This window comes from Mycolicibacter heraklionensis (assembly GCF_019645815.1).
GTDB lineage: Bacteria > Actinomycetota > Actinomycetes > Mycobacteriales > Mycobacteriaceae > Mycobacterium > Mycobacterium heraklionense.
The window spans coordinates 4,725,623-4,744,304 of record NZ_CP080997.1; the positions used below are offsets into that span (position 1 = coordinate 4,725,623).

At 70.0% G+C, this 18,682-nt stretch carries 5 protein-coding genes; all 5 read right to left on the minus strand.

What is annotated here, in order from left to right:
• Nucleotides 1–3: 3 nt before the first annotated feature.
• Nucleotides 4–9,795, minus strand: coding sequence for a hypothetical protein (locus tag K3U94_RS24210; protein ID WP_220695059.1), 9,792 nt, complete (start codon nucleotides 9,793–9,795; stop codon nucleotides 4–6).
• 312 nt (nucleotides 9,796–10,107) lie between these two features.
• Nucleotides 10,108–12,510, minus strand: a complete 2,403-nt coding sequence (locus tag K3U94_RS22295; protein ID WP_220695060.1) for a hypothetical protein — start codon at nucleotides 12,508–12,510, stop codon at nucleotides 10,108–10,110.
• Between the two features lie 61 nt (nucleotides 12,511–12,571).
• The gene (locus tag K3U94_RS22300) at nucleotides 12,572–14,875 is read right to left on the minus strand and encodes a hypothetical protein (protein WP_220695061.1); all 2,304 of its coding nucleotides are present in this window, start codon (nucleotides 14,873–14,875) and stop codon (nucleotides 12,572–12,574) included.
• A 430-nt stretch (nucleotides 14,876–15,305) separates the two neighbouring features.
• Nucleotides 15,306–17,186, minus strand: coding sequence for a fatty acyl-AMP ligase (locus K3U94_RS22305; protein ID WP_230987294.1), 1,881 nt, complete (start codon nucleotides 17,184–17,186; stop codon nucleotides 15,306–15,308).
• A 199-nt stretch (nucleotides 17,187–17,385) separates the two neighbouring features.
• Nucleotides 17,386–18,582, minus strand: a complete 1,197-nt coding sequence (locus K3U94_RS22310; protein ID WP_220695062.1) for a cysteine desulfurase-like protein — start codon at nucleotides 18,580–18,582, stop codon at nucleotides 17,386–17,388.
• Between the last annotated feature and the right edge of the window lie 100 nt (nucleotides 18,583–18,682).

An 18,682-nucleotide genomic window follows, 5' to 3' on the forward strand; every position in this document is an offset into this window, starting at 1 on the left:
TCATCACGATCCGCCCTTTCCGGCGGACCCACCGGCACCGCCGGCGCCTGGGTTGCCGTTGTTGGTACCGGACGGGTTGGCTCCCGCGGTCCCGGATCCACCGGCCGTGCCCGCGGTCCCCGCACCGCTCGCGCCTCCACTACCACCGGTACCACCGGTACCACCCTTACCGCCCGAGAAGCCGTTCTTCGACGCCGTGCTTCCGGAGCCGCCGGTACCGCCCTTGCCACCGGCACCACCGTCGCCGCCCTTGCCGATGGTGCCGTTGGCGCCAGCTGAAGCGGCTGAACCATCACCGTTGCGCAGCGCGCCCGCCGCGCCGCCGCTACCGGCGGCACCACCGGTACCACCGACGCCGCCGTTACCGCCGTTACCGCCAGTACCGCCGGCCTTGCTGGTGCTGCCGTTGGTGCCGGTGCCACCGGTGCCACCGGTGCCACCGGTGCCACCATTGCCACCCGACCCGCCCTGACCGCCCGCGCCGGCGTTGCCGGACTGAGTGCCGCTGGCACCACCAGCACCACCCTGGCCACCCGCCGCACCCGCGGTCCCGTCGCCGCCGTTGCCGCCAACTGCGCCGGTGGTGCCGCTGGCATTGGTGCCAGCGGCACCGGCCAGTCCCAGGCCGCCCGAGCCGCCCATACCGCCCGCACCGCCGTTGCCGTTGAGCGCGGCGTCACCACCAGCGCCGCCGTTACCGCCCGCCTGGGCAGCCGCGCTGCTGGTGGCGTTTGTGCCGGTACCGCCGTTACCACCAGCACCACCGTTACCGGTAGACCCGGCCGCTCCGGCCTTCCCGCCGGCCGCCTGCGCGGTGTGATCGCCGTTCCAGCCGCCGGCTCCGGCCGCCGCAGCCGTACCCGCGGTGCTGGAGCTGTCGCCGCCGTTACCGCCCGACCCAGCGACGGCGCTGCCACCGCCGCCCGCACCATTGCCGCCACGGCCACCGTCACCGGCGTTGCCGCCGTTACCGGCGTTACCGCCCGCGCCGCCGACGCCGTTAGCGCCCGCAGCGCCGTTGGTCGCGCTGCCGCCCAAGCCACCGTTGCCGCCGTTACCGCCGCCCGCACCGTTACCGGCCGTACCGGTTGCGTCGCCGCCGTCGGTACCGTTGCCGCCACTGCCCGCAGCCGCGCTCACGCCAGCGGTGCCGTCGGCCGCGTCCCCGCCGTTACCGCCGCGACCACCGGCGCCGCCGCTACCGGCCGCGCCACCGTTACCGGCCTGGCTACCCCCGGCACCACCGTTACCGCCCTGGCCACCGTCGCCGCCCAGGACACCGTTGGTGCCGTTACCGGACACCTCGGTGATGCCGTCGGTGCCTGCCGCACCGGCGCCACCGTTTCCGCCGTGACCACCGTTGCCGACCGCTCCGGCAGCCCCGGCGTCACCACCGTTGCCACCAGCCTGCGCGAAACCGTCGCCGAGCACGACACCGGCACCGCCGTTACCACCGTTACCACCGTTTCCGGTGGCGGCATTGCCATCCGCGCCGGTTCCGCCGTCGGCCGCGATGAAGCCGTTACCACTCACGCCGCCATGGCCGCCTGCCCCGCCGGTACCGGCATAACCACCGCTGCCGCCATCACCGCCATTTCCAGCCACGTGGTCAGCGCCGCCTCCGGCGCCGTTGCCACCGTTGCCGCCGCGTCCGGCGTCACCGCCGGCGCCGCCCTTGCCGCCAACGCCGCCGGCGCCGACGCTGCCCTGGGTTCCGTTGGTCGCGGTACCACCGAGGGCACCCGCACCACCGTGCCCACCCGCACCGCCGTTACCGCTCAGGCCGGCGTTGCCGCCGTTGCCGCCGTCACCACCGCTTCCAACAGCCGCGTTCTGCCCGTCGGTGCCGGTGGCGACGCCACCGACGCCGCCGGTACCGCCCGCACCGCCGCGGCCACCGGCGCCACCGTTACCGGAGATGCTGCCGCCGGCGCCACCCACGCCACCGTTACCGCCCATGCCGCCGTCGGCACCGTTGGTGCCGTTGCCGCTGCCATCGATGATTCCCGTCTTGCCAGTGGCCCCGGTCCCGCCATTACCGCCAGCGCCGCCGTTGCCGATCGTGCCTGCCGCACCACCGACTCCGCCGTTACCGCCCGCCTGCGAGGATCCGTCAGCGAGCACCTGGCCGGTTCCGCCGTTACCGGCAGCTCCGCCGTTGCCACCGATACCGAGTGCGCCATCAGTACCGTTTGCTCCCGGGCCGCCCGAGCCGGTACCGCCAGCACCACCGACACCCGCTACGGCGCGGTCGCCACCGTGGCCGCCGTTGCCGCCGCTGCCTGCGGTGGCGTTTACGCCGCCGCCGGAACCGTCGGCACCGGCACCGCCGTTGCCCGCGTTCCCGGCGTTGCCGCCGTTGCCGCCGTTGCCCGCGGTGCCGTTGACCGCACTACCGCCCTTGCCGCCAGCCGCCCCGGAAGCGGCGTTGCCGCCGTCGCCGCCGCTGCCGCCGGACGCACCAGCGGTGCCGACGGCGCCGTTACCGCCGTTACCGCCACTACCGCCGTTACCTCCACTACCGCCGTTACCTCCGTTACCAGAGATGGAGCCACCGTTACCGCCATTACCGCCGGTAGCACCGGCAGTGCCCGAGGTGCCGTTGGTGCCGTTGCCGTCACCGCCGGTGACTCCGGCCGCCCCGACGGTGCCGTTGCCGCCGTTACCGCCGTTACCGCCGTTACCGATGTTGCCGCCGTCGCCGCCGTTGCCGGCCTTACCTCCGGCCTGGGTGGTGCCTACCGCGTTACCGCCGTTACCGCCGTTACCGCCGTTACCGCCGTGTGCGCCCGCCAAGCCGTCAGTGCCGTCGGCCCGCTGAGTGACACCATCACCGTTGTAGCCGCCAGTGCCTCCGATACCGGCAGTGCCGACGTTGCCACCGGCGCCGCCGTTACCACCGGATCCGGCAAGGCTGTTGACGCCGCCGCCCGCGCCGTTGCCACCGCGACCGCCATCCGCGCCGGTGCCGGCGTTACCGGCGTTACCGCCGACCGTGCCCAGACCATTGAGGCCGGCTGTGCCGTTGGTGGCGGTACCACCGGCACCGCCGTTACCGCCGTTACCGCCGTTACCGCCGCTGCCGCCGTTACCGCCGTTGCCGCCGTTGCTGCCGGCCCCGCCGGTTCCGGCGACCGCGTCCTGGCCTGCCTTGCCCTGGAACCCGTTGCCACCGTTGCCACCGTTGCCCGCAGCGCCGGCGCCGCCACCCGCACCACCGTTGCCGGCGATGGAGCCACCCTTGCCACCCGCGCCGCCGTCACCGCCGGATCCACCGGATTGACCGCTGACACCGTTGACCGAACTGGTGGTGCCGCTGGCGCCATTGCCGCCGACGCTGCCGGCACCGCCGGCTCCACCGATACCGCCGTTGCCGTAGGTTCCGGCGTCACCGCCGTATCCGCCTGCGCCGCCGCTTTGGGGGTTGCCGTTAGCCAGGGTCACACCGTTGCCGCCGCGGCCACCGGCACCACCGTTACCGCCGGTGGCGGCGCCACCGTTGCCGCCGTTGACAGCCTGGTGGCCGTCGCCGCTCAGGCCGCCCTTACCACCGAGACCAATCGCGCCACGGTCGCCACCGTCACCGCCGTTGCCGCCGTGACCGGCGACCGCGTTCGATCCGCCACCGGCACCGTTGGCTCCGGTACCACCGTTGCCCGCGTTGCCCGCGGCGCCACCCTGACCGCCGACGCCACCGGCACCGGCCGCCCCGTTGTTGCCGAGGGTGGCGGTACCACCAACGCCGCCGGCGCCACCGTTTCCACCAAGGCCGCCCGCGCCGCCGTCGCCGCCGTAACCGCCGTCACCGCCGGAAAGCCCGCTACCGAATGCCACCGATGCGGCGTTGGCACCGTTGGCGCCGGAACCACCGCGGCCGCCCGCGCCACCGGCGCCACCGGCACCGCCGGCACCGGCGTCGCCGGACTCGCTACCGCCGTCACCACCATTGCCGCCCTTGCCGCCCTCGCCGCCCAGGCCGCCGTTGGTGCCGCTGCCGCCATTGCCGGAGCCATCGACAACACCGTCGACGCCGGCGTTGCCGGCCGAGCCGATTCCGCCGTTTCCGCCCGCGCCACCGGTGCCGACCGGGCCTGCCGCGCCGCCGTGGCCACCGTCGCCGCCGGCCTGGGGCGATCCGTCACCGTGCACCGCACCGGCGCCACCGTTGCCGCCCGCGCCACCGTTACCCCCGGTGGCCGCGGCACCCGCTGCGCCGTCGGCAGCCTGTTCGGTGTTGTCGCCGTTCCAACCGCCTTCACCTGCGGTCGCGCCGGCCTCGCCTCGGACACCGCCCTGACCACCCGCGCCACCGTTGCCAGCCTTGACCCCGGCACCTCCGCCGGCACCGTGGCCGCCCTGACCGCCGTTACCGGCATTGCCCGCGTCACCGGCATTACCGCCGACGCCGCCGACCCCGGTGGCGCCAGCCGCACCGTTGGTGGCGCTGCCGCCCGCACCGCCGTTGCCGCCCTGGCCGCCGTTGCCGCCCTTGCCGCCGTCGCCGGCGTCGCCACCGTTGGTTCCGTCGCCGCCGGTGCCCGCACCGGCGTTAACACCGGCAGTCCCGTCTGCACCGTTGCCGCCGTGGCCGCCGTGGCCTGCTGCGCCGCCGCTACCACCGGCACCACCATTGCCGGAGACGGAGCCGCCTGCACCACCGACGCCACCGACGCCACCGGCACCACCGTCGGCGCCATCGGTGCCGTTGCCGTTGACGTCGGTGATGCCGTCGACCGTCGCACCGGCGCCACCGTTACCGCCGGCACCGCCATTGCGCACCGACGAGCCGTCACCACCGGCACCACCTGCGCCGCCGCCCTGACCGGTGTTGGTTCCGCCGATCAGGCCGGTACCCGCGCCGCCCTGTCCACCGGCGCCACCGTCGCTGCCCTGGCCACTGTTGCCGGCTCCACCCTGGGCTCCGGTCGTAGTGCCGGTACCGCCGACGCCTTCGGCACCTGCGCTGCCGCCATCGGCACCGGCGCCGCCGGCACCACCGGCGCCCGCGTTGGCGGCGCCGCCACCACCGAGGCCGGTTCCACCCTTGCCGGCGATGCCGGCGTTGCCGCCGTTGCCGGCGTTACCGCCAGCACCACCGGTGCCATTGTTCGCCACACCACCGGTACCGCCGGTACCGCCCTGGCCGCCGGCGCCGGCGTTACCGCCGTAGCCGCCCGCGGTGTCGGCGACTGTTGCGTCCGCACCAGCACCGCCGGCGCCACCATTGCCGCCGTTGCCGGCGTTACCACCGGCACCACCGTTACCGGAGGTGGTGCCGCCGGAACCACCGGTGCCGCCGTTACCGCCGACGCCGCCGAGGAAACCGGCAGTGCCGTTGCCGTTGGGGTCGGTGATGCCCGCGACAGTCGCGCCGACGCCACCGGTACCACCGGTGCCACCGTTTCCGACCGCTGCTGCATTACCACCGGCACCGCCGTGACCACCGCCCTGACCGGTCAGCCCATCGCTGGCCAGGCCACTGCCGTCGCCACCGTTACCACCGGCCGCACCGTCACTGCTCAGACCGGCCTCACCCGCGCCACCGTCGGCGCCGGCCTGCACGCCCGCGCCACCGGCGCCCAGGTTGCCCGCCGCGCCACCGTCGGCGCCGTTACCACCGGCACCACCGTTACCGGCGTTGTCGGCGCCACCGCCACCAAGGCCCTTGCCGCCGGCCGCTGCGGTACCTGCCGCACCACCATCGCCGGCGTCACCGCCCGCACCACCGGTGCCATTGGCCGAGGTGCCACCCGCACCACCGGCGCCGCCCGAACCACCGGCGCCGGCGCTACCGCCGTTGCCACCGGCCGCACCGGCCACCGTCGCGTCGGCTGCCGCGCCGCCCTTGCCACCGGAAGCACCGGTACCACCGGCGCCACCGGCACCACCGGTGCCCGAGTTGCTACCGGCCGCACCACCAACGCCACCGGCGCCACCGGCACCACCGACACCACCGGTCGTGCCGTTGCCTCCGCCGTCGGTGAACCCGTCAGCGCCAGCGAAGCCCTTACCGCCGGCGCCGCCGGCACCACCGTTGCCGTTCGTGGCCGCGTTACCGCCGGCGCCACCCTGGCCGCCGGCCTGGCCGGTCAGCCCGTCGCTGGCCAAGCCGCTGGCGTCGCCACCGTTACCCCCGGCCGCACCGTCGCTGCTCTCACCGGCGTCGCCCGCGGCGCCGTCGGCACCCGCCTGCGCACCGGTTCCGCCGGCGCCCAAGTTGCCCGCCGCGCCACCGTCGGCGCCGTTACCACCGGCACCACCGTTACCGGCGCTGTCGGCGCCGCCGCCACCAAGTCCCTTACCGCCGGCCGCAGCGGTGCCTGCCGCACCACCATTGCCGGCGTCACCGCCCGCTCCACCGGTGCCATTGGCCGAGGTGCCACCCGCACCACCGGCGCCGCCCGCACCACCGGCACCGGCACTACCGCCGTTACCACCGGCCGCACCGGCCACCGTCGCGTCATCGGCCGCGCCGCCGTCACCGCCGGAAGCACCGGAACCACCGGCGCCACCAGCACCACCGGTGCCCGAGTTGCTGCCCGCCGCACCGCCGGCACCGCCAGCGCCACCGGCACCGCCAACGCCACCCGTGGTGCCGTCACCGTTGCCGTCGGTCGTGCCGTTCGCCCCATCGGCTCCCGCACCGCCGGCGCCACCGGCACCACCGTTGCCGTTCGTGGCCGCGTCACCGCCGGCTCCACCAGCTCCACCGGCCTGACCGGTCTGGCCGTCGCTGGCCAGTCCACTGCCGGCGCCGCCGTTACCACCGGCCGCGCCATCACTGCTCAGGCCGTCCAGGCCCGCATCGCCAGAGGCACCGCCAGTGACACCGCTGCCACCGGCGCCACCGCTGCCGGCCGCGCCACCGTCTGCGCCGTTACCACCGGAACCGCCGGCACCGGCGTTGTCGGCGCCGCCGCCGCCAAGTCCCTTGCCACCGGAAGCCGCCAATCCGGCCGCGCCACCGTTACCGGCGTCACCGCCCGCGCCACCGGTGCCGTTGGCCGAGGAGCCACCAGCACCACCCTTGCCGCCCGCGCCACCGGCGCCGGCACTACCGCCGTCACCTCCGGCAGCACCGGCCACCGTCGCGTCATCGGCGGCACCGCCGTTACCGCCAACGCCACCCTGGCCACCGATACCGCCGGCACCACCAGTGCCGGAGTTGGATCCGGCCGCACCGCCGGCGCCACCCTGGCCGCCGGCGCCGGCGTTGCCACCCGCGGTACCGCTGCCGCTGTTGTCCGTCGTGCCTTGCGTGCCATTGGCACCCGCGCCGCCGGCGCCGCCCGCACCGCCGTTGCCGTCAGTGGCGGCGCTGCCGCCCTGACCACCGACGCCACCGGCCTGTCCGGTTACGCCATCGCTAGCCAGACCGACGCCCTTGCCACCTGCGCCACCGGCACCACCGTTGCTTCCCGCACCGACGCTGCCCGCGCTACCGGCGGCGCCCCCGTCGGTCCCGGCGCCCGCCGCACCGGCCGCACCGCCGACCGCACCATCGCCACCTTGGCCACCGGCGCCGGCTGCGTCTAGGCCACCGCCACCGAGGCCCGCGCCACCAGCCGCCGCCTGGCCGGCCGCACCACCGTTACCCGCGGCACCACCGGCACCACCGGCGCCGATCGCGGAGACACCACCGGCACCACCGTCACCACCGATGCCACCGGCACCGGCGTTACCACCGGTGCCACCGGCGTTGCCGGCCACCGTCGCGTCGTCGGCCGCGCCACCGTTACCACCGGTGCCACCGGTGCCGCCCGCGCCGCCTACGCCGCCCGTGCCGGAGTTGGTACCGCCGGCGCCACCGGTACCGCCAGCACCGCCGGCACCACCCGTTGCGCCCGCGGTGCCGTTGCCATTGTTGTCGGTGACGCCGTGCTCACCGGTCGCACCCCGGCCACCTGCACCGCCCGCGCCGCCGTCGCCATCGGTACCGGCGTCGCCACCGTTGCCGCCATGGCCACCGGCCTGCGCGGTGCCGTCGCCGAGGAGCTCGCCTGCCCCACCGACACCACCGGCACCACCATTGCCCTCGGCACCGTCAACGCCGGTCGCACCGGTCGCGGCGTACGCGGACCCGCCGCTGGAGCCGCCCTTACCGCCAGTTCCGCCCTGCCCCGCAGTGGAGCCGGCCGCACTACCACCGTTACCGCCGGAGCCCGCCACTGCGGCGTTGCCGCCACCGGCACCGGCACCACCGGCACCACCATTGCCGGCCTGACCACCGGCGCCACCGTCGCCACCGATACCACCGACACCGTGCGCACCCGCGGTGCCGTGCGCCGACGTACCGCCGGCACCACCAGCGCCACCGACACCACCCACGCCACCGTTGCCGGCCGTGTTCGTCGCGTCGCCACCGTCGCCACCGTTGTCACCGCTACCGGCAGCCGCGTCCACGCCCGCGACACCGTCGGCACCGGCACCACCGACACCACCGGTGCCACCGCGGCCACCGGCACCACCGGCACCACCGTTGCCGGCCTGCGAACCACCGGCACCACCAGCGCCACCGACACCACCGGCGCCACCGGCCAGACCCGTCGTGCCGTCACCATTGACATCGGTGTGCCCGGCCAGACCGACCGCACCGTCACCACCGACACCACCGGCGCCGCCGTTGCCCAGCGAACCGCCGTCACCACCACGGCCACCGGCACCACCGGCTGTGCCGGCGATGGTGGCGTCGGCACCGTCACCACCACGGCCACCGTTACCACCACCGGTCGCCGCCAAACCCGCATTACCCGCGGTACCCGGGGTCGAACCCGCACCACCGGCACCGGCCACGCCGGCGTCACCACCGCGACCGCCGGCACCGCCATCGACATACTTCGAGTCGCCGTCGGCGCCGTCGCCGCCGTTGCCCCCGAGCCCGGCGTTACCACCGTTACCGCCGGTGCTACCGGCACCGGCAGCACCGGAGGAACCGAGCAGACCACCAGAGCCACCAGCACCACCGAGACCGGCGGCACCACCGGCACCACCGTTGCCGCCGTTACCAGCAGCGCCGCCGGCGGCGCCGGGGACAGTGGCGTCGATGCCGTCGCCACCATCGCCACCGTTACCACCATCGGCACCGGCACCACCGGCACCACCCTTACCACCGGAACCGATCAGCCACGAACCCTTACCACCGGCACCACCATTACCACCAGCACCACCATTAGCACCGGCAAGACCATTCAGCCCAGCACCAACCGCCGCCCCAGCAGCACCCACCGCACCATCGCCACCAAGACCACCATTGCCGCCCGAACCGAACGCCAAACCAATGCCATCACCACCGGCACCACCAACACCACCGGCACCGCCAGCGATACCAGCACCCGCAGCGCCACCATCACCACCGATACCCATCCACCAGCCACCGTTACCACCGGCGCCACCGTCACCACCATCAACACCCGCACCACCGGCGCCACCATCGCCGAACATGCCCGCCGAACCACCAACACCACCAGTGCCATCAGCGGCCGTACCACCAGCACCACCATCACCGAACCACAAACCACCAGCACCACCAGCAGCCTGCGCCAGCGTCCCACCATCAATACCGTCAGCACCATTACCGATCAGAATCTGACCGAAACCAAACAAGTTGACGAAATCCGCAACCGACGAACCGAACGAACTGTTCAGGAAGTCCTGACCCAAGTCATGCCACGGGTCATAGAACAACGACCCAAACCAATCATCAGCAGCAGCCGAACCCGGCACCCCCGCCAACGACGCATCAAACGACAAACCCACATTGCTCAGCAACGGCTCCCACGAAGCCTGATCAAACAACGTCTCCCACGACGACGCCTGACTCAAATCACTAAGAGCCCCAGCCAAATCCGCGCCAACCAGATCAACAACCCAATCCAGCTCATCAGCATGCGCAACAGGCGCCGAAGCCAACGGCGACAACCCAAACGCCAAAAACGCGCCAACGGCACTGCTGGCCCCCAACAGTCGCCGGCCGCGCCGACCCTGCTGACCGTTGCCCGAAGTGTTACGCCCTACTGCCATTTGGGATTTCCTATCTGTGTGGCCCACAGTTGTGCTCGCTCTGTCTGTGATGAAGTTTGGATTTGGCGACTTGCCCGCTCAGCGGGTTCAGCCGTAGAAGCCCAACGCTGCGGCGATCTGGTTCGGAATATCGTTGAGCCACTCCGACGCCACGCCGAAGAAGTCGCCGTTGACGCTCAGCAAGCCCAGGTCGGACAGTCCCAGACCGTCAATCAGGCCATTGATGTCGAGGCTGCCCAATCCGAGGTCGTTGAGGAACGAGTTGATCGTGCCGTCGAGGCCGAGGTTGGAGACGATGGTGTCCAGGTCGTAGTTGTCCAGACCGATCCAGCCGAGCAAGGTGCCCAGCGTGGGGTCGCCGAGCACACTGGTCATCAGGTCGGTGATGAACTGGTCCAGGTGCACCTCGTCCAGGCCCAAACCGTTGAGGATGCTGTCGATCGAGACGCCGCCCAACAGACTGTTGATGAAGTCGTCGAGGGACTGGTTGTCCAGGCCCAGACCGCTGAGAATGCCGGCGATCGAGATGCTGCTCAGTCCGAGGCGGTCGATGAACATGTCGATGTCGATGTTGTTCAGGCCGAGGTTGTTGAAAATCGACTGGACGTAGATGTCGTTCAAACCGAGACTGTCGATCAGGCCGGACAGACTGACGCTGCCCATCCCCCAGTCTTCGAACAGCGAGAGCACCGTGGTGTCGGTCAATCCCAGTCCGGCGATAGCGTTCGTCATGAGCTCGGTCAGGGTCGGGTCGAAGCCCCAGGCGTCGAAGAACTGCTCCAGGGTGACATTGCCGGTCAGGTTGCCCAGGCCGTCGAACAACGACTCCAGCGTGTAGTTGCTGAGGCCCATGGCGTCGAGCCCTTGGAACACGGTGATGTCGTACATGTGCAGGTTCTGGAGAGTTTCGCCAACGGTGTTGGTCCCCATCACCGCCCCGAGAGTGGGGTTGCCGGCCTTCTCGAGGAGGCTGGCCTGATCGGGGGCGAGTACGCCCAGCGGTGTGTCACCCAGGTTGGCGTAAGCCGGGTCTGGGCTGGGAAGCGTGTACAGCAAGGACTGAACCGGGATGTCGGTCACCGGAGTGTCGGGGGGGAACCCCATGGTGTTTTCGCCGATCGGCATCGCCTCAAAGATGTCGCCGAGCGTCGTGTTGCCGTAATCGCCGATGAAGTCACCCAAGGTGGCGCCGGGCGGGAACATGGAAAGCAGCACGTCCGTCAACGGGGTGCTGCCGGTGATGTCCGGTCCGAGGAAACCCGAGTTGAGCAGGTCGACCAGGGTCTGGTCGCCGTAGTCGCCCAACATTGCGGGGAGCGCCCCGAGGGTGATGCTGCCGAGGCCCAGCTGCGCGAAGACGTCGGTCAGTGGGGGGTCGCCCAGCGAATCGGTCAGCAATCCGCCGATGGTCCAGGAGGGGTCGATCAGGCTGGCCAGGGATTCGTTGCCGGAGGCGCCGAGCAGATCCTTGATCAGCCCACCGACGGTGGCGTCGTCGCCGCCGACCAAGCTCAGGACGAGCTCGGACAGGCTGGGGTTGCCGATGTCGGTCTCGTTGAGCAGTGCGATCAGCAGGCTGGCGACCGAGTCGCCGGGCTGGATTCCGCCAAGGCTCTCCAACAGCTCAGCGATGGTGGGGTTGCCGATGCCGGCCTCGTTGAAGACGCCGATCAGCAGGTCGGAGAGCGGTTGGGTGCCGATGCCCATGTCGTTGAGCAAGTCCACCGGCGTCAGGTGGCCGAAGCCGAGCCCGTCGAGCAGGTCGATGATCAGCGTTTCCAGCGGAACATCGCCGATACCGGCCTGCGACAGCAGCTCGGTGATGGTGGTGTCGCCCATGCCGGACAAGTCGACCACGTCGCCGATGTTGAAGTTGGCGTCGATCGGCTGTCCCGGGGTCAGGATGCCGTTGAACAGCGGAAGGGTGATGCCGCTGAAGCTGACGCTCGAGGTTCCGTTGAGGAAGGCGTCGAGCAGGGTCGCCGGGGCGCCGAACAGCGCCTCAAACGACTTCAGCGGGTCGGTCAGGAGGTTGCCGAAGATGTCGTCCAGAACCTGCTGGAACGCGTTGCCCAGCGTCACCCACGGGCCGATGCCAGCGAGCAGCTGGTTGATCCACAGCGGTAGCTCAATGTCGATTTGGGCCGGGAAGGGGAAGGCCTGCACGTCGATGCTGGGCATCGCGTTGGTGAAGATGTTGATGACATCCGGGATACCGGAGATCGCCTGCTGGGGGTTCTCGAAGATGTGCTGCAGCAGGCCCCACATGTCGACCGAGTTCTGGTTCAGCGCCTGCAGGTTCGCGGCCGTGTGCTGGAACAGGTCGGTGTAGGGCGAGAAGAAATCGGTCAGCGCGACGTCGAGCCGCTCGGTGGCCGCGATCTGATGTTGCAACTGCGGCAGATGCGAGGCCACGGGCGGAACCGCGACCAAGCCCACCCCGGCAACAGCCAGGCCGGTGGTGACGTACGGACGAAGTGTTTGCTGCATGACGCCCTCCCGGACGGAAGTTCCGAAGTTTCCCTGTCGCTTGGCCACGTTTGCCTGCCGCTTAGCCACTGAGCACCGCCGTGATCTGGTCCCCTAGGCCGTCAAGCCAGTAGGACACGGAGCCCCAGAACTCGCCGATCTGCGCGTTGATCAGGGTCATATCCCCGAGGCCCAGGGAGGTCAGGAGCTCGTCGACGGTCTGGGTGCCGAAGTCGCCGAGCAGCGAACTGACCGTGGAGGTGCCGAACAGCGAGTCGATCAGCTCGTTGAGGGTCTGGTCGCCCAGGCCGAGGGCGAGCATCTGGTCGGCGATGGTCGAGACGCCGAAGAACTGGTCGAACAGGTCACTGAGCGACTGGCCGCCGAGGCCGAACGAGTTGAGCATGTCGTTGACGGTCCCCGGTCCCAGCGCCTGCCGGATGATGTCGTCGAGCTGCATGCTGCCCAGGCCACCGTCGTTCAGTGCGTTGGCGACGGTTTGGTCACCGAAGGCCTGGTTGAGCAGCTCACTCATGGTCTGGTCGCCCAGTCCCGACGCGCTGAGCATGTCGATGATGGTCTGGTCAGAGGGCACCAGCTGGTTGATCAGGTCCGACAGGGTGGTGTTGCCCATGACGCCGAGCAGCGACGAGAGCGGCGCGTCGGGCATGCCGGCGAGCACCAGGTCGGTCAGGGTCTGATCGGCCATGCCCGACTGTTCGAGCATCTGACCCAACGTCATCGAGAAGTTCGTGGAGATCATCTCGTTGAGGGTCATCTCGCCCGTGGCGCCGAGCATCGAAACGAGTGGAGCGTTCAACTGGTCGCCCAAGAAGGAGCCGATGGTCATACTCGCCAGGGAGTCGGTCAGTAGGGCGTCGCCACCCTTGTCCAGCGGGGTCATTCCGGTAGCGGCGAGCATGTCGTTGATCGTGAGATTGCCGGTGATGTAGGACAGATTGCCGAGAATGGTGCCCACCGACAGGTTGGTGATGCCCAACAGGTCGGTGATGTTGCCGACGGTCACCGTTCCGAAGCCCGCGAAACCCATGACCTCGGCCACCGTGGTGTCGCCGTAGGGGCCGAGGATGCTGGCGGCCAACTGGCCTAGGTCAGCGTCGGCAATGCCAGCCGAACTGAGCAGGTCCATGATCGTCTGGTTGCCCAGGCCTAGCCCGCCGAGCAGCGAAGTGATGAACTCGTGGGTGCTCTGGGTACCGAGACCCGTCGCGTCAAGGATGTCCGCCGCGGTTTGACCGCCGAGACCCAGCGCGTCCACCGCTGTTTGCAGCAGGCCATTGAGCGTCAGGTCGCCGGCGCCGATGTCACCGAGGAGCTCGTTGACCGTCGGATCTCCGATACCCAGTGCGTTGAGCACGTCCATGCCCAGGTCGGCCAGCTTGAGGTCGGCCAAACCGACGTCGCCAGCGATGTCGATGACCGTCGGGTTGTCGAAGCCCAGCGCATGGGTGAAGTCGATGGCGATGTCGGCGACCGGAACGTTGCCGATACCCAGCTGGTCCATGAGTTCGGCGATGGTGGGGTTGCCGATGCCCACCGCGTCGAAGACGGTGGTCAGCACGTTGGCGACCTCAAGGCTGCCCAGGCCGAGGGCGTTGACGACGTCGACGGGGGTGTCGTCTCCGAGCCCGACGCTGTCCAGCAGGCCCGTCAACATCCCCGCCACCTGCAGCGTGCCGATCCCGGTCTGGTCGAGCAGGCTGGCGATGGTCTGGTCGCCGATGTTGAGGTTGTCGGCCCACTCGGTGGCGGTCTGGTCGATGATCAGGTTCTGACCGGGGACCAGCAGGCCGTTGAAAGCCGGGATGCTGAGACCCGCCACATCGATGGTGCTGGTGCCGTTCAGCCACGCGTCGAGCAGACGCGGGAAGGCGGTGAAGATCGCCGCGAACGGGTCCAGCGGGTCACTGGGGTTGAAGATCTGGTTCAGAATGTCCTGCATTGCGTCATTGACGGTGACCAGCGGGCCGATGATCCCCATACCGATGGTCAGGATCGGCGAGAGCAGGACCATCAACGGGTCGGATCCGCTGATCGACGGCATGATCGACGTCAGGAAGTCGAAGACCTCCGGGAGCCGCGACAGCGAGCTCGGGTCCGTGAAGATCTGCTCGAGCAGATTGGCCCACCCGTTGTCCTGCCCCATCGCCACCAGGTTGGTGGCGGTGTTGGTGAACAGGTCCTGCCACGGTCCGAAGAAGTCGGCCGTGAGCTTCACCGGGAGTTGTTGAACCTGGTGAAGAGCCTGCCGAGGCTCGATTTGGGGCCGCAGCACTGCCGCGGGAACCGCCCCGTTGACTGCGATCAACGCGGCACCCGCGATCGCGACACCGGGGGTGACGTACGGGCGAAGCGCGAGCTGCATCATGCTCTCCTACGGACACTGACTACGGACGTTGCTTAAACTTACATGAGTTTTCCGCTTTGTCGAACCGTAATTTTTATAAGGAAAACAGTCGTAAAAACCCTGGTTAATTGCACGTGAGGCGATAGATGTCCATCGGAAGGGAAGGGCGTATCCCCATGTCACCGCGGTGTGCACCCTGATTCCAAGCAGGATTCTTGGGTTTTGTTAATGAATATTCTGCGGGGTGTGGCGGCGCTAAGGTAGGGGTGTTCTGGCGGGGGAGGCGCCGCCGACAGAGCCCGAGCATCTACCGGGAGCTCGACACACGGGCGGGATTCCGGCCTCACCGCCCGAACAAGCAGCCAGCGGCGGGAAGCCGAACCTGGGCCTGCTGGGCAGCGCTCTCAAGTCGGCCAGGCAACAGCGGCGGTCCCGGCGGGGCTAAAACTCAGGCCCCGCCGGGCCCGTCCTGCGGTCTCTGGTCGTGCGCCACAGCCGACGCGACCATCCGCCCCAGACCGGCCAACAGCGCACCCTTGAATCCCGGGGCCGCTTTCTCCGGCCGCGGCTGCGCCCAATGGGCCAACGCCGACAGTTCACCGGCCACGTACTGGTCGCGGCACGCACTGCGCTGGATCTTGCCGCTGGTGGTGGTGGGGATCCGCATCGGCTTGAGCAGCATGACGGCTTGCGCGTCGATGCCGTGGTGGGCGCGGATCGCCGCCCGAATCGATTCGATCAGCCCATTCAGATCGACCCCGACCGCCTCGTGGTGGTGCACCTCCTGCACCACCACCATGTATTCGGGGGCGTAACGCTCGGTGGGCAACAGGAACACCGCGCCGCGGCTGGGCATCAGCGCCGGATGGCAGGCCTGCACGGTCAGCTCGATGTCGTTGGGGTAGTGGCTGTAGCCGCCGATCGTCATCAAGTCCTTGCACCGGCCGGTGACGTACAGTTCGCCGTCCCGGAAGAAGCCCAAGTCGCCGCTGCGCAGATACGGCCCCTCGTCGGTGTCGGCCAGGTGGGCGTTGAAGGCGTGCTCGGTCTCCTCCGGGCGATTCCAGTAACCCACGCCGACGCTGGGTCCCGACACCCAGATCTCGCCCACTTCCTCGGGACCGCGGCGCAACCGGGTCTCGGGGTCGACGATCAGGACTTCCTGGGTCTCCGCCTTGGCGCCGCAGGCGACCAGGGGCACCGCCCCGGCCGCGTCGGCCTGTACCTCGACGACCCGGTCCTCACCGAGCGCACTCCGGTCGTAGTGGGTGACCACCGGCACCGGTGAGTTGGACATGCCGGTCACGCCCAGCGTGGCCTCGGCCAGCCCGTAGGCGGGAATGAAGGCCTCGGGCCGGAAGCCGGCCGGCGCGAATGCCTCGGTGAAGGATCGCAGGGTCTCGGAGCTGATCGGCCCGGCGCCGACCACGGCGATCGACAGGCTCGACAGGTCGAGGGCGGCGCGCTGTTCTGCCGTACTGCGCTTGACGCAGGCCTCATAGGCGAAGTTGGGTCCAGCGGTGATCGTCGCCTGGTAGCGCGATATCGCCTGCATCCAGCGAATCGGGCGCATCAAAAAGGCGCTCGGCGACATCAGCACGGTGGTGCGACCGCCGTAGATGGTGCCGACGATGCCCCCGACGAATCCCATGTCGTGATACTGCGGCAGCCAGGACACCCCGCTGATCGGGCTGTTCATGACTGGTGCGTCGTCGGCTGGGTTAAGGGCCCAACGCATGATCTCGAGGTTGCTCAGGTAGTTCCGGTGGGTCAGCACGCAACCCTTCGGCACCCCGGTGGAGCCCGACGTGTACTGGATCATCGCGAGACTGTCGGCGCTGACATCCTGCAGTTCCCAGCCCGACCCGTCGTCCTCGACTTCGTCCATGGCCAGCCAGGTCAGCTTCGGCCCGGAACTCAGGCCGTCCACGGCGGCCTTCATCTTGGCCTGGGTCTTGGCGGTCGCCAGCGCGAAACGCGCGTCCGCTTCGGGGACGACGGTCTCGATCCGGCGGATCGGCCAGTGCTCGTCGACCGGGACCGCGACGGCGCCGGCGTAGAAACAGCCGAACAGTCCGGCGACGCTGTCCACCCCGGGGCGGCACAGCACCAGTACCCGCTCACCGGCTGCACCCTGGCGCTGCAGGTCCGCCGCAATGGAACGGGCACGACTGTCCAGTTGGCGGTAGGTGATCCGGGCCTCTTCGGCATCGCCTTCCGGGCAGAAGATGAACGCCGGTGTGTCCTGAAAACGTGCAGCCTGCTGCTGCATCAGGTCCACCAGGGAGTCCAGCTCCAAGGGGGCTAGGGATGTCGTCGGTTCTGCCATCTTCTGATCAACCTTCAGGGGTGCTTCGAGTAACGGCCCACAGCGTAGCGGGATCGCAAGCACGGCGGAGCCGGGCGAAGCGGATCCCGCCATAAACCGAGCGGGATCGCAAGCGCGGTGGAGCCGGGCGAAGCGGATCCCGCCATAAACCGGTCGGGATCGCAAGCGCGGTGGAGCCGGGCGAAGCGGATCCCGGGGTCTAACCCAGCGACGCCAGCGCCCGAACCAGCTGGTCGACCTCGGCCATCGTCGAGTAGTGGCCCAACCCGATGGTGACCGCTCCCCCGATGTCATTGACCCCGATCGCGTCCAGCACCCGGGATCCGGCGTTGGCGATCGCCAGCACACCGTTGTCGGCCAACCGCTGCACCACCCGCTCAGCGGGCACGTTGCGCACCGCGAAGCTGAGCACCGGGATGCGCGCCTCGGGCTGGCCGATCAGCATCACCAACGGCAGCGACCGCAGCGAGCTCAGCAGGTATTCGAACAGCCGGTTCAGATACTGAGCGGCCGACTGCATCGAGATCGCCAGGCGCTCGCGCCGACTGCCCCGGGCCGACTCGTCCAACGAAGCCAGATACTCGACACTGGCCACCAGTCCGGCCAGCAGCCCGAACTGGTGCAGGCCGACTTCCAAGCGGGCCGGACCCGCGGCGTGCGGATTCAGCGACACCGACCCGAACGTGTCGATCAGCGCCGGGTCACGAAAGACCAGCGCGCCCACCGGCGGCCCGCCCCACGAGGCCGCGTTGACGGCCACCACGTCCGCCTCGACCTCGTTGATGTCGAGCAGTTGATACGGCGCCGCGGCCGAGTGGTCGACGACGGCCACCCCGCCCACATCGTGGACCAGCTTGGTGACCGGCCGAAGATCGGTGACGGTACCCAGCACACCCGACGCCGAGGCGAGTGCCACCAGCCGGGTGGACGGAGTGATCAGGTTCTCCCACTGCCAGCTCGGCAGCTCCCCGGTCTCGATGTCGACCTCGGCCCATTTGAGCTTGGCGCCATAGCGGTTGGCGGCCCGCACCCAAGGGGCGATGTTGGCCTCGTCGTCGAGGCGGGTGACCACGGTCTCGTAGCCCAGACTCACCCGCGACGAGGCGGCATCGGCCAGGGCACTCAGCAGCACCGCACGGTCAGGGCCCAGTACCACCGCGGAGGGATCGGCGCCCATCAGATCGGCCACCGCCTGGCGCGCCGCGACCAGCACCGCGGCACTGCGCCGGGCCGCCGGGTGCGGACCGGCCGCCTTGGCCAGCGACCCCCGGAACGCGGTCGACACGGTGGTGGCCACCGAGTCTGGAATCAACATGCCGGACGGCGAATCGAAATGAACCCATCCGTCACCGAGCGTCGGGTGCAATCCACGCACTCGAGCGACGTCATAGGCCATGCGAGCCACCTTAGAACTTCTCAAGATCGATCGGTGAACGTCTCGGATAACGAGATAGCTCCCCCGCAATACGGAGCTGGGCCACCTTGGCAGACATACT